This window comes from Rhodopirellula sp. UBA1907 (assembly GCF_002337565.1).
GTDB classification, from domain to species: Bacteria; Planctomycetota; Planctomycetia; order Pirellulales; family Pirellulaceae; genus Rhodopirellula; species Rhodopirellula europaea.
This window is the reverse complement of sequence record NZ_DDGH01000033.1, coordinates 21629-36083: the sequence shown is the minus strand read 5'-3', so window position 1 is coordinate 36083 and position 14455 is coordinate 21629. Positions and strand designations below refer to the sequence as shown.

The window sequence follows — 14455 nt, the reverse complement described above, 5'->3', positions numbered from 1 at the left end:
AACTTCGTTTCGGGAGAGGTACGTCGTGTGTAAATCTGCCGAAAACCGGTATCAAAAAACTGCACGACCTCCGTTTCGGGAGAGATGCGGTGCGCGAAAGCAGCATTAATAACTGGATCAACAAACTGCACGAATTCACTAGCGTCGAGGCAACCAACCCGCGACGGATGCTTTGGATCGCATATCCATCTCGACGTCGCAGCGGACATCACGTTCGCCCTGCTTCAGACGCACGAACACCACCACTTTTTCGCCGGCGGGTTGTTTGTCTTTCCATCGAATGGGGATTCGCAGTGACTCTCGTGGCAAATCAACCGCCGACATTTGCTGCAAACGAACCAGTTGGTCAGGACCGAAGTCCCAACGTCCGAGCTTCGCGTCATCGCCAGTCTTGGAAGCATCCAAAACAACAACGCTCAAAAAGGTTTGCTCAAGCGACGCAGGCATCGCCTTCGGCCGAGGCTTTTCCGACGATGCCAACTTGGTCAGCGGATCGTGCGACTCACCGATCAATGCGATCCCATGTCCGTATTGATCCAACGAATCAACAACGACATCGATTCCTTCGGTGGGCGGGTAGTCTGGATTGGTTGCGGATTCCTGCGTCGACGTGGTATCGCTCACAAAACGAGGCAACGAATTCTTTTCGTTCACCGAAAGCTTCGCGGCATAGAGCTCGATTTTCTCCGGTGCTCCGTTGACCTTGCCAAGACCACCGAGCATTCCCAAACCGGCTGGCAATTCGATCTGCCCCGGCGGATTGTCAGGACGTCCCGACGGGGAACTTGGTGGCACAGGGTCGCCCGGAACGACCGGATCAAACTTCAAGTCGTTTGGTCCTGGAGGAACAGGTTGGGTTGGAGCGGGCAGCAATGTTCCAGGATCGGTATCCGGAATGAATGGTTCCCCCGGATCGATCATCGAATCAAGGTCCATGCCGTTTCCAAAATCAAACGGCGTATCCAATGGGTTCTTTGTACCTGGCGGAATGTCCTCCGTTCCGGGTGTCGCACTTGAGTCACTCGATGGCGGATCATCGGGATCCGACAGCGGCTGGTCCCGTGGCGTGAACTTGTCAGGCACGCCCGGATCGATGAATTCAGGATCCTCCAAACCACTCCCCATATCGAAGTCGTCCGATGTTCCAGCATCGTTTTGCGACGAATTCGGTTCGGGATCCACGACCGGCTCTGGTGGCCGCTTCGTATCGATGACGCTCGGTTTCGATAAACCTTGGCTGAGATTTGGAGTTCGACGTTGGGCAGGTGGCGGACTGGTTGCCGCTGCTGCAGCGGCGGCCTTTGCCCGTCTCAACTTTTCGATCAGAACGCGATTTTCGTAGTCGGCTTCATAGAGCTGGTCTTCCAGCAACCGAATTTCACGAGCCATTTTCTGGCTGTAAACTTCTTGCTTGGCTCGTCCTCGACATCCGGTCATTGAGGGAACGACCAAACACACCATCGTGATCAACAGCATGCGGCACGCGTGGCGCATTTGCTCGTTTTCACTGGCAAAGTGCACGCGCAAACGCCCCGAACCACTAGGGTTGGGTGAAGCGTTCGCAGAGACGGCAGACCGTTGAAACAACGGGATTTTCCTGAAACCAGTGATGAATGATTTTTTAGCTCAAGTTTCAGTTATCAAATGCCGACCCCGGGTGTCAACGGAAACTCCGGACCGCCGAGGTATCGTTTGCAGTTAGAAAAGGGTGCAAACCGGCTGACACCCAACAAAAATCGCCGCGACTCGAAAGCATCGAATCGCGGCGAAGAAGATTTTCAATCATCAACCAGCGGAACAAATTCACGCTGATTCATCAGAAGCGTTGACCTAAAGAGCGACGCCGGGCATCGCGATTCCGTCTGGCCGTTCCACTTCTGCGTCGTGTGACAGGATTCGGGATTTACCGACGAAGTAGCTGTGAGTCTGCTCCACAACCAGATTGTAGGTCTTGTCGGTCTTCGCTGGAGCGAGCGAATCAATCACTGCCACTCCATCAGCACCATGCAGTGCGTCGCCGGGAACAAGCTGCTCCGTCGTCGTCCAACCGCGTCCAACGACCCAGAATGGGTGGCCTTTGGAAGCGACAATTTCATCGCTACCGAGCTGGATTTTTGTCAGCGGTTCTGGTTCACGGACCGTTTGCCGTAGAACACTTTGGTAGCTCAGAGCCCCCGTTCGCACATCACAGCTCAAAACTTGATCGCCCAATCGCAAGGTTTCGACGGGCCGCATTCCGCGATCGGTCCAGACAAGCGTTCCGGCCACCAAACAATCCGCAGCTGGACGGACGTAAACACCAATCGTCGCCTGTGGAACGGCAGCGGCTCGTTTTTGTGCCCACGTTTGAGGTTCCTGAGACTGCTGCGGCTCCGAAGGATCCCCTTTTTGGCTGCCCGAGCTTTTCGACAGGGCTCGAACTCGAATCGGCGACGATCCGATCGGAGCTGCATTACCCACGGCACGATAGGCAACATTGCGTACCAATCGGCGTTCAACCGGTGGAATTCCCGTGTCACCATAACCGCGATAGGCGTACCACCAATCCCGAATGCTTTCCGCAGACTGTTCGCCACTGAAGCTCGAATCAAGCTGTTGGATCACGGCAGCGGTGCGACTTTGCAGGAAACGACTGCGTTCATTGAATCGCTCCGCTTCGGTGCGAACAACACTCGCATCGCGAGCACTCTCTGTCTGCAGACTCTCCACCGCGTCTCGTCTAGCAATCACACCACCATTGGCCTGACCACCTTGCACAGCAAACACTTGCGTGACGGAATCCAAAACCTTCACACCTTCCGCATCTTCTCGGCGATATTGCCGAACGACTTGGTAGGACTGGTCCCCTTCGTTGAAGACCAAACTGTGAGTTGATTCAATGGTTCCTTGGCACCAATCCAACATGGAAGGAACGAACAACATTGGATCGACTTCCTTCAACGACTGCGTCGCCAAGTCGCGAAGTCCTCTCCGCTGATCAAACACAGCCAACCGGGCAAGTGCGACCGCGGCGTCGGCTTCCTCTCGATTTTTCAACCAGTCCACGGCTGCGACCGCGAATTCATCCGATCCATTGGATGCTTCTAACAAAACAGCATCGATAGCGTCTGGCGTGTCGATCCGCGTCAATTGTTTGCGAGCCTTCTTCAATACACCGGAGTCGTTCAAATTGAACAACTCTGCAATCGCGTGAATCTTTGGGGAATAGGCTTTTAGGTTTCGTTCCGTCTCGCGAAGTTCTTTTTCTTGTTGAACGGCCTCTTCCGCCGGCACCCAAGCATCCCCAACTTGAACGTTGCCGAGATAGCGATGTGCCGCGACATGATTGCGTTGCAATTCAGTCACTCGCAACGCATGGGCACGAGCTCGACCGGGCATACGCTGCCCGCGGCACCAGCGCGAGAGTTGCCAGTGATCGGCGGCCGTGTCTTCCATCGAGTCGCGGCGGCTCTCGTATTCAGTCACTCGATTGGCACGACTGACGTCTTTGATCGTTTCATCGATCGACACCCACTGACCATTAGCGTCTTTCATTTGCCCTTTCAGAGCATTGGCCAACGATTGAACTTCGGAGTCTTCGGGAGGATTGGCGAGCAGCTGCTCACGAAGTGCGACATCGCCCGCGGACGAAGCGTCCACCAACTTGGCAGACCAATCCGCATCTGCACCGGCTGCCTGGGAATCGATCCCGGTTGCCGCCCAACAAGTCGCACCGACAAGAAATATTCCCATCGAATATCGAACACCAAACCAAGCATCGAATCGCGTCGCCTTCATTTTCAACTCCAGTGACTTCAGAGGCCAGAAAAGGGGAGATGGATGTAGGGAGTCTGCACAAGTGGGTGATTGCCGGACAATCCCCCCGCATCTTCCCTCAAGGGTACAGGATTCACCCCCTCTGGGAAAGTAAATTCTGACACTCGAAGGATCTCCGCGGAACGATTCCAAGCTTCTGAAAAAGGAACGTGCCCGAGTTCCATCGAAAGCTCCTCCATCAGTAGCTCGTTGGTTTCAGGCACAAACGGCAACCGCGACATCACCAGGTCTTCCAGTCCCGCTGCATGACCACGGCTCGCTTGGACGAACAAATGATTCTGGATTTCCGGGTGGAATACCGTGGACACTTTCCTCAGCTCCGGAAACTGCGAACTGAGGTTCACCAGGCTCTGCAAGTTTTTGTTCCCGATCTGCACGAGCCGCTGATCCCAAGGCTCCAATCCTCGAGTCGGCGAACCGGCAGGACCGGAAGAGAGCGCAGTGTCAGCATCGTGGGCGGCCAGGAGGTTTCGACCGGCGTTCCCCCACCAAACCGCATCACCCCAAGTCGCCCAGGGTCCTGGAAACAACTGTTCCGGTGGATCCTGATCCAACGAAGGAAATTCTTTTGGCTCGCCAGTCGCCCACGTCACCACTGGGACCGATTCATCCGGAGTGAAGGGATGCCGACTCGACGTTCCCATTCGCATCGCCGTCCCAACGGTGTGAGCGTACACAACCGAGTATCGATCCTTCCAACGCAACGTTTCGTTGTTCTCTTCGAATTGGACCACCAGTTCCTCGAACGGGAACTGCCACAAGAATCCACTCGGAACCACAATGACACATTTGATCTCCGGATGATCGATCCCACACAAAGGAGGAAACAAACGTCGCGTTAGGTCCAATTCCATCTGCTGCACGCGTTGGCGCACCGGCTCGTTTACGATCTCATCGACCAAGGTTGGCGACTTCAAAATTTGCGTCACCCAACGCTGGCTTTGTTGACGAAGCTCGCTAGCTTCCTCCACTTCCCAATGACTTGCCTGACCGCGATGCACCAACGACCCGATCAATTCATCATCGGTTAGATGAAACGAGACGATCGCGACGTTTTCGGGCAACTCACGCCAATCCGGCCGGCCGTTGCGGAGAGGAAGTGGTGGTGGTTCGACTCGAGGCAATACAAGTTGGTCAAACGCCAAGTCCGCCAACTGACCTTGCAATCGTTCGTGCAAAATCGCAGCCTCCAGTCCCAATGCATTTGGGTTGATCGACATGGAAGGAATCAGCGACTGCAACGCTTCGACCAACTCATCGCGATTCGGAAAGAAGTCGTTTAGCAACAACTCGTCGTTATGCGATACCTGACGAAGCGCGGATCGCAAATCCGTGATGGCTGGTAGCTCACCAAATGAATTCCGAGCCAAAGATGCGTGATGCTCATCCATCCGAGCGGCGACTCGCTCATCCTCCTCTGCCGCGGCGGCAAGTTCGATTCCCAATCCCGTCCAGGTATCGCAGTCCAGTCCGAAACAGAACTGATCGAACGACATCAGATCTCGTCCCGCTTGCGATTCATTCCAATGCGTTTGGTATCGCTGGCTTCTAGTTGCAACCGGAAGTTGATTTCTTCCTCCGTCGCGAAGTCGTGAGAAACGGTAACCGATCGGATGTGTGATGGAGCGTTCAGAATTGGGCTGGGCATTCTCCTGAATCCCACGAGCAAACATCTGACTCTGATTGAGCGTCTCGTTCCAAACGTGACGCAAGCGTTTCAGCTCATCCAATGTTTGAAGATTGATTTCATTGGCTTGCTCCGGGTCCAATTGAGCAGAGTCAACCAGATCATGGATACCAGCCTGAAGCTGTAGCCAACGCGCCATCGCAGTCGACCGCGGGAAATTCAAGCGGCGTGATCGACGATAGCGTTCCGCCAAAGCCAGATGGCTCTGCGCCGCAGCGGGACGGCCGGCCAACAACGCAGCTCTCGCCGCCAAAATACGTAACTGAAACGCGATCGCGGGGGCTTCCGTCCGCAGAAATTCCGATCGAGCGGTCAATTCGGTCTCGAGCTGTGCCGCGAAGGCGGAGGTCTCATCCCAGCGATCGATTTCTTCCAACGCAAGTTCATAGCTCTCAATCGCAAGTTGAAATTGAAAGAGTGCGAAAGCGATCTCGGATGTCGATACGGCGGTTGCGACGAATTCTTCCAAGTCTTGTGGGGATGGCAGCACGACGGCCGCCTGCCCAGCCGGCAACGGCAACTGCCCCTCGGCGATTTGACGATTCAACCACCAGCGATTTCCAAGTGAACGCATACGGGTTAGACGAGCGATGGGCGTCAGCACATGGAACCCACCGGAAATTTGGTCCAATGGTTCGGACAATTGAATGTCAGAATCATCGCCGGCGTAAAAACGCAAAGCCGTTCGAGAGGATGTGACCAACGTGCCCGCCGCATGAAATCGCCGATCCGTCCCCAGCACCCCCGGTGGCACCGTCGCCGCGAGCAGGCGTGGTGCATTCGCGTCTTGCAACAAAGCTTCTCGACCTCGCAACCAGCGCAAGCGATAAGCGGCAACCGACAATTGCCGCAGTGTCTCCGCAATATCCAACCCGCGACGTTGATCAATATCTTCCGGCAATTCAGCAGAGATGGTCCAAGTGCCTGCGGGAACCCCTGCCAACAGATACCGTCGCAACAATACCAGCGGCACGTTGCGAGCCGATTGCCATAGGTTCAATTCGGTTCGAGTGAGCGGATTTGGAAGCTCTTCCCATGGTGGGCGTCGGTTTCTCGGAAAATCTCGATTCCGAACAGAACCCCGGTTAGGATCACTTTCACTTGTGGGAGCAGTTAAAACTCCCCACTGAATCCCGGACAGAAATGTGGGGCGATCAATGACGACTTGCAAGGCAGCTTCGTAGTGTTCCGCTGCGGTCGTCAAATCGCCCGCTTGAAGATGGCATTCACCCAGCAACGTTCGAATGGGAATTTGTCCCAACTGATGTCGCGCAAAATCGCGAGGCGTTGTTTGCTGCTGAAGCTGAGTCAGGATTGCAATCGCTCGAGTGATATCACCTCGAAAGAAAGCCTGCTGTGCAACACGGTAACTTAGCGGCGGGGCGACATCGAGTAACGCTGCGTTGTTTGATGACTGAACCCGCGGAACGTTTTCAAAACGATCATTGAGTCCGCTGGCATTCAATGCTTCACGAGCAGCATCCTCCGCTTGTTGCTGAGCCAGGACGGAAGACGAGAACAGCAGAGTGAACGCGATCGCTAAACCGCATGCACTTGGAAAAGGCCCAACTCGAATCAACATGCCTGTCCCTCATCGAAGGGTAGAAATTCGGTGCAACTTCGTTCGACCTTCGACCGCCGTTCAGTCGCCAACGCCCAAGTCTTCGTCCAGAGCATCAAGAATCAACTTCAGTTCCGCTTCCTCGTGCTCGTGAAACTGTTTCACAAATGAGTCGTACCGGACCAGAACCTTTTCCTGCGCGGTGGTGACTTCGGGAGTGACACCTTCGATTGGCGCATCTCCGGTGCACGCGTGCGCAGCCGCTTCGGCTAAGTGTCTTGAATCTTCGAACAAAACAGCGTGCTGACCACGCAGCTCTTCAGCCGCGATCGACATCTCTGGGTCTGCATCCAAGGCTTGGTCGAAGTACCCGTAAGCCTCTTCCAAACCAAAATGCAGAGCCAATTGGTCATTCAAATCACTGAAAAGCTGAATCAATTCAGACCAGTGATTCGCAGCCGCCTCCCGCGGATGCGTCAAAACAGCCAAGCGATCCATCAAGATTTTCAGATCGCGATTGTCATTCTTAATGTCCTGCATAAACGCCGCGTTGACGCTTAAACGGCGTGAATTGTTCGCTTGTGAGGCCATGTTGCTACCTTCCATTGCAGTGAATTGACTCTTTTCATTGTAGCCTTCCCGCGAATCGGGCTGGGAAGCATCCCACCGGGAATCCGTCCGGATCAACAAAATGATTTTCGACCTTGACTGATTTTCAAGGATGGGAACAATTTGACTCCGTGGACGAGATAAAAAGTTTCGGCCACGAAAGTCTTGGGAAAGGATTTCCCAAGAAGTGTGCTTTCCAGGAATTGGGTTCGCGTGAAACTGGATTCGCGTGAACAAAGAAGCACCAAGACGATCCATTCACGTCAGCAAGGAGGCGACGAGATGCGTCACGCAATCGATCAATGGTTGAGCCAAACGAAACCGGGCGGAACTTTCCGGTCATCTTTCGGCTCATCTTCTCTTCCGCCACACGAAGCGGTGAAGTGGACCGATCCCTCGGGCACCGGCGTCCAAACGGTTCGCCGAGTGCAGAAATCAGCGGCTACGGAACAAATTCAATCGCGAACGGCGAAGTTGGCCGCTGCGACGGACAATGAATCGGCAACCTCCGATTCATCCGCAACCAAACGTGATGCCAGCACGACTCGTTTGTCTGGTTTGCTCAAGAAGGTCCGTTTCTTCTCCGGTTCGGACATCGAGTTCACCTCGATCGCCAAATCACCTGAGGCCTGCGAACCAGGACAATTGGTCGTGTATCGCCTAGGCGACGACTGCCCGGTTGAACTGATCTCGCAAGCACTCGCTCGAGGTGCCGCAGGCATTCTCACAGAGCAAATTCTTCCCGCACCGATTCCGCAAGCGATCGTGGCGGACACCGATCGTGCGTTGGCGGAAATTCGATCCAATCAAACCGATCGTCCCGACCAAAAACTCATCACCATCGGAATCGTTGGATCCGCGGGAAAGACCGTCACTTCGTTCCTCACCGCATCGGTTCTTCGCGACATTCCTTGTCGTGTTGCCTACCAAACGGACCTTGGCTCGAGTGATTCCGTTGTCGCGGAAGCCGGCACCGCCAAAGTCACCAACGGCGCATCGCTGATCGATGCTTTGTCAGACGCGGTCGATGCGGGAGCCGCGGTCAGCATCACGGAAATGGACTCCGCTCAACTGCGTTTGGGCGCCTACGACCAAGTCGAACTGGACATCGTGGTTGTGACTGGACGCGAGATGGGCGGAAACGATTTTGGTCCTTCGCCGATCGAATGTGCTTTTGAATTGGCGGGGCAGGGCGGTGTGTTGATCGTTCCTGAATCCGACCAACGCGCCGTTTCAGCTGCTCACTCGGCGGCTCAATCGCGGAACATCGAAGTTGTCACCTACGGTGTCGACAACGGAGCCGACGTATCGCTTCGAACGATTTCGCACGAAGACGGAACACTGACCGCCATGTTGCGGCACGAATCACGAGCTGCCGTGATGGAATCATTCGTCGGCCGCGGGCACTTCGCCGAATGCTTGGCCGCTGCTGCAGCCGTTGGTGTCGTGACCGAAAACCCATTGCCACAGATTGCAGAATCTCTCTGCAAACTTCGCGAATTGCCTGGACGATTCGAAGCGATCACCAGCGGCGACTGGGAAACCGATCAAAACAATCCGATGGTCCGTCTGGACATCGGCGGTTCGCCCGAACGAGTCAAGTTCGCCCTGCAAGCGGCTCGCAAAGAACTGTTGCATACTCCCGCCAGCTCCACCCCGATGACGTTGCCAATGCATGGCTCGTCCAATGTGAGCAACTCCAAACGTCCCAAACTCTGGTGCGTGTTGTCCGTGAGCGAAAACGACGACGCGGAAACGCTTATGCAATACGGACGTCTATTGGAATCCATGCCCGACCACTGCGTCCTGACCTGTGCCGACAAGGACAAAGCGAACTTCCTGTCGATGAGCCACGGTGTTTTGGATGGAATTCAAGACGTTGCCGCCATGCGATTGGTTGCGGATTCAAGCCGCGCGATCCAGTGGGCTCATGCCGAAGCGAGCAACAACGACATGATCTTGGTCGTCGGCGGAATCGATCGCAGCCATCCCGACTCGGAACGCCGATCATTGGACTCGGTCACGCAGGTCATCGCCGCGTGTGCGGAAGAAGGTCAGCGGGCTCGCCAAGCAAACTCGCACCCATCGATCCTGAAAGGGTCGCACGCCGATGCATCGTCCGGCAAAGACTTGACGGCCCCAAACAGTTCTACCAAAACCGGCAAACCAGATCTCAAATTGTTTGACGGGAACTGATTCTTCCTACCTCTGAGACACTCATGACCTCTTGGTGGCAACGACTTCAATCCAAGTGGGATGGGTGGTGTGGCGATCGCGAAATGGAGCAATCCATTCGCCGACACCTCAGTCAAAATGGGTACTTCGGCACGACCGCGACGCTTAGCGGCGTGCGTTTGGTCGCGGTACAGCGTCCCGGCTGGCAACAACTATTCCGATTTGAGGTTCGGGCCCGCGTCGATCTCCAAACTCCCGACGACCAACCGGATCCCAAACCGGTTTACCATAACCTATACGGTTTGGTTCACGAAGACATTCGTCACAACCGCAGCCAAGTCCGCGTGTTCGACACGCCGGAACAACGCGTCGAACTGTTTCGTGATTGGAGTGAGGGGTTGATCTGTTTGCGGGGTGCGAAAGGACTGCTAAGTTGATTCGGAAGCGAGGCTCACTCGCTTTCCTTCCTTTGCCTTCCCCCGCACCAACTTCACTGCAGACTCGATCGCCGCCATGTTTGATTCCCGCGATTCATCGGTTTTGAAAACGCTTCTGGCAACGCTGTCGCCACTCCGGCTTCTCATTGCGTTTGCACTGCTATTGAGCGGAAGTGCTTTCGCGATCGCCCAAGACGAATCCGACTTGCTTTCCAACGTCCGCAAATTGACGTTCGAAGGTCGAAGAGCCGGCGAAGGTTACTTCAGTGCGGATGGAACCCGGATGGTGTTCCAAAGCGAAAGAGATCCATCGAATCCGTTTTACCAGATCTACGTGTCTGATCTCGAAACGGGCGATATCCAACGTGTCTCACCCGGTTTCGGAAAAACAACGTGTGGTTGGATTCACCCGAACGGCGAAAAAGTGTTGTTCGCCAGCACTCACGCCGACGAAAAATCAAAGAAGTTGCAACAGGAAGAACTCGACTTTCGCGCTTCCGGCAAATCTCGGCGTTACTCGTGGGACTACGACCCAAACTATGAACTGTACGCCGCTGAGCTGGACCAAATCGAATCTGGCACGACGAAGGGTTTGACGGCACTGACCAACGCAATGGGTTACGACGCCGAAGCCAGCTACAGCCCGGACGGGAAGCAAATCGTTTTCGCATCCAATCGAGCCGCCTATTCGCGCGAACTGACCGAAAGAGAACGCGAACAGTTCGAACGCGATCCCGCCTTCATGATCGATCTCTACATCATGGATGCGGATGGTTCGAACGTGAAACGATTGACCGGCGAACCGGGCTACGACGGCGGCCCTTTCTTCTCGCCCGATGGCCGGCGAATTTGCTGGCGGCGGTTCGCTCCCAATGGTGCCACCGCAGAAATCTTTACGATGAAAACGGACGGTTCCGATGTCCAACGATTGACCGAAATCAACGCGATGAGCTGGGCACCGTTTTATCACCCAAGCGGAGAGTTCTTGGTCTTCACTACCAACAAACACGGATTCGCGAACTTCGAACTGTACTTGGTCCGCGCCGACGGTGAAGGCGAGCCAGTCCGCCTGACCACCACGGAAGGCTTTGATGGCTTGCCCGTTTTTCTTCCCAACGGCAACCAGCTGTCTTGGACGACAACACGCGTTGTCGACAGCAACGGCGACATTGTGATGGAAGATGGCGAACCCAAGAAAAGCACTTCACAAATTTACTTGGCCGACTTCGATGTCGAGACCGCCCGCAAACGCTTGGGGCTGACCGAGTCAGGCAGTGACAGCTCGGCCGATAAAGATGCCTCACTAGCACGATCGAATCTAACCGCCACGGCACCAGAGTTCCGTCCGGGCGATGTCATGCGACACGTTGACTACCTGACTCGTCCGGAACTTGGAGGTCGACTGACGGGAACGCCGGGCGAGAAGCGAGCGACCGCCTATGTTGCTGCTTACCTGGAAAGCCTCGGCTTTGTTCCCGCGGGACAAAACGGAACGTTTTTCCATGACTTCGAATTCCCTGCTGGATCATCGCTGGGTCTGGCCAACGAGTTGACAATCACCACCTCATCGCCCGGTGGAAACTCCGCAGCGATCGATGCGGAATTGACCGAGTCATGGACACCACTTTCCTTCTCGCAAACCGGCGACATCGAATCGGGCGAAGTGGTTTTCGCCGGATACGGATTGCAGGTCCCTGGCGATGATGAGAACGATGAATACGACAGCTACGTTCACTTGAATGTCGCGGACCGTTGGGTTCTCGTTCTACGCGACTTGCCTCAAGACATCTCGGCCGAGCAACGTCAACGCATGGCACGTTATGGCGACCCACGTCGAAAGGCCACCATCGCTCGCGATTTGGGTGCCCGCGGAATCATCTTCGTTGCCGGACCCACCAGCCAAGTGAAACGCGATGTGATTCGCTTCGACGCCAATGCTTCCCAAGCACAAGTCAGCTTGGCTGCCATTTCAATCAGCAACGAAGTCGCTTCCAAGCTGGTTCGGGCCGGCGGACACGACTTGAAAGAACTGCAATCCCATCTCGACGATGGAAAAATGGCGATGGGAATTCCCATGTCGGGGATCTCGGTCAATGCTTCGATTGAGATCAATCGCCGGACCGGCACGGGCCGAAACGTGATCGCTCGCTTGCCTGCCGAATCAGAAGCAAAGCCCACTGACGACATCCAATTCCCGGTCGTGATGGTGGGTGCCCACATCGATCACCTCGGTCGCGGCGGAGGCAGCAACTCATTGGCCCGATCAGACGAGGAAAACCAAGTTCACGTGGGTGCGGATGACAACGCCAGCGGTGTCGCGGCGATGCTGGAAATCGCTCAGTACCTCGTCGACCAACGGAACTCCGGTCGCGTGAAGATGCAACGAGACCTGATGGTTGCGGCGTGGAGTGGCGAGGAACTCGGACTGTTCGGATCGCAAGCTTTCGTCGACGACTTTAGCACTCTGTATCCAGCTGCTCCTATTCAAGAACCCAGCGAAGATGACATCGCAATGGCTCATGCCCACGGGATGACACCCGATGCGGCATCGCTTGGCGACGCTGTCGCCGTCTATCTGAACCTTGACATGGTTGGCCGACTGCGAGAAAAGCTGATCGTGCAAGGCATTGGCTCCTCACCAGGTTTTGAAGGCGAGGTCCAACGGCGCAATGTGCCGGTGGGTGTAGCGTTGCAACTCGACCGAACCAGCACGCGATTGCCAACCGATGCGTCGGCTTTCGTGGCTCGCAAAGTGCCGATTCTTTCCGGATTCACGGGTGCCCACGAGGACTACCACACGCCTCGCGACACTCCCGACAAATTGAACTACGACGGCAACGCTGACATCGCGAATTTGTTTGGTCTGCTGACTCGCGGATTTTTGATGTCGAGCGATGTACCGGAATTCAAACTCGACGAAGGCCAATCCACCGAGGAAGTGCCGCGAGCTCGTTTGACCGCTTACTTGGGCACCATTCCTGACTACGCGGCGGGTGAAGTCAAAGGTCTGAAACTGAGCGGAGTTGCTTCGGGGGGGCCGGCTGAAACCGCTGGCGTTCGTGGCGGAGACGTGATTGTGAAGCTGGCGTCGCAGAAGATCGAAGACATCTACGACTATACTTATGCAATCGAGGCGTTGAAGATTGGCGAGACGGTTGAGATCGTTGTCAATCGAGAAGGCCAAGACGTCACGTTGTCTATCACCCCCGGGTCCCGAGATTGATTGCACTGAATCAGACCGCTTGGCGACGGCTTTGCAAAGTTTGGATTGCCAGTCTGATTCTGCATCTCGGTTGCAACCATCAATCGGTCATCGCTCAGAACAATTCGCGATTCGACATCGCGGAGGGCATGATCGACGAAGACAAATTGATCGCGGAGCCGATCGCCATGTCTTCGCTGCCTGAACCCAGTGACGAAATTGCCGAGCTGCTTACCGCGGGGCAGGTCCAGTTCATCTCCGGCGGCCCGCGTCCCTCGAAAATGTACGGTTTGCGATCAGTCGGTTTCATCAATCGAGAGTTCGATGCTGAGACGCGATTCAATCTTTCTTATCACTTCGTCAGCCGTTGTCGTTGGTGGTGGAACGAGGACGGCATCGTGGTTCGAGTTCGCTACCCCGAATTGGAACTTAAAGTTGACCACACGATTTGGTTTCGTCGGCGTCCGGATGACCTCAGCCAGTTTTGGAATCTGAAGCTGGTCCAGCACGAGATGGATCACATCCGGCTATCGACCGACCCTCGCGTGCTCAATCGATTCGAGACCGCCGTTCGAAAAGACGAGAGTCTGCGATTCAGCCGGTCCGAGATGCAATCAGTGCTCGGCGATGACGCCGTTCCCCAGCGGAACAATGACGCAAACTCTAGAAATCAAACCGGCCGAAACGGACGGTCGCTTGGCCTGTCGCCCGACCAAGTTCGAATGCTGATCAACCAGCGTGTTCGAGAGCACTTTGACCAGACGGTTGAGCTGGTCGAGATTCGGTATCGAGAACTGGATCGTCAAACGGCACACGGATCATTCGCCGTCCCCGAGGATGGCCCACTTCGCGGTTGGCTCGACCGATCGTCTGCCGAACCAACCGATACCGAACCGACCGACGAATCCGCAGACGATCCGCCCTCGCGGTAGCGAAAGCGGCGGTCCAGATTGCGAACGCGTTTCGTT

The 14455-nt window shown here is 55.4% G+C and carries 8 protein-coding genes; 4 read left to right on the top strand and 4 right to left on the bottom strand.

Annotated features, from left to right (window positions below):
• Positions 1–138: 138 nt before the first annotated feature.
• The 4 genes from B2R17_RS07315 to B2R17_RS07300 all read right to left on the bottom strand — a co-directional run bounded on the left by B2R17_RS07315 (position 139) and on the right by B2R17_RS07300 (position 7655).
• Positions 139–1521: a hypothetical protein gene (locus tag B2R17_RS07315; protein ID WP_414707257.1), complete on the bottom strand. Its 1383-nt coding sequence runs from the start codon at positions 1519–1521 to the stop codon at positions 139–141.
• A 309-nt stretch (positions 1522–1830) separates the two neighbouring features.
• On the bottom strand, positions 1831–3732 hold the full coding sequence (locus B2R17_RS07310; RefSeq protein ID WP_286763444.1) for a polymorphic toxin-type HINT domain-containing protein: 1902 nt from the start codon (positions 3730–3732) through the stop codon (positions 1831–1833).
• A gap of 62 nt (positions 3733–3794) precedes the next feature.
• Positions 3795–7085 (bottom strand): hypothetical protein, encoded by a 3291-nt coding sequence (locus B2R17_RS07305; RefSeq protein WP_286763443.1) that lies wholly within the window; start codon positions 7083–7085, stop codon positions 3795–3797.
• Between the two features lie 60 nt (positions 7086–7145).
• Positions 7146–7655: a hemerythrin domain-containing protein gene (locus B2R17_RS07300; RefSeq protein WP_173402050.1), complete on the bottom strand. Its 510-nt coding sequence runs from the start codon at positions 7653–7655 to the stop codon at positions 7146–7148.
• A 300-nt stretch (positions 7656–7955) separates the two neighbouring features.
• Between B2R17_RS07300 and B2R17_RS07295 the strand changes: the two genes are divergently transcribed.
• From B2R17_RS07295 to B2R17_RS07280, 4 genes are all read left to right on the top strand, one after another.
• A complete protein-coding gene (locus B2R17_RS07295; protein WP_286763442.1) occupies positions 7956–9869 on the top strand; it encodes a Mur ligase family protein in 1914 nt (637 codons plus the stop codon).
• A 23-nt stretch (positions 9870–9892) separates the two neighbouring features.
• Positions 9893–10285 (top strand): hypothetical protein, encoded by a 393-nt coding sequence (locus B2R17_RS07290; protein ID WP_286763441.1) that lies wholly within the window; start codon positions 9893–9895, stop codon positions 10283–10285.
• 76 nt (positions 10286–10361) lie between these two features.
• The gene (locus tag B2R17_RS07285; protein WP_286763440.1) at positions 10362–13508 is read left to right on the top strand and encodes a M28 family peptidase; all 3147 of its coding nucleotides are present in this window, start codon (positions 10362–10364) and stop codon (positions 13506–13508) included.
• Positions 13505–14419: a hypothetical protein gene (locus tag B2R17_RS07280; protein WP_286763439.1), complete on the top strand. Its 915-nt coding sequence runs from the start codon at positions 13505–13507 to the stop codon at positions 14417–14419. The genes B2R17_RS07285 and B2R17_RS07280 overlap by 4 nt, the downstream gene beginning before the upstream one ends.
• Positions 14420–14455 lie beyond the last annotated feature (36 nt).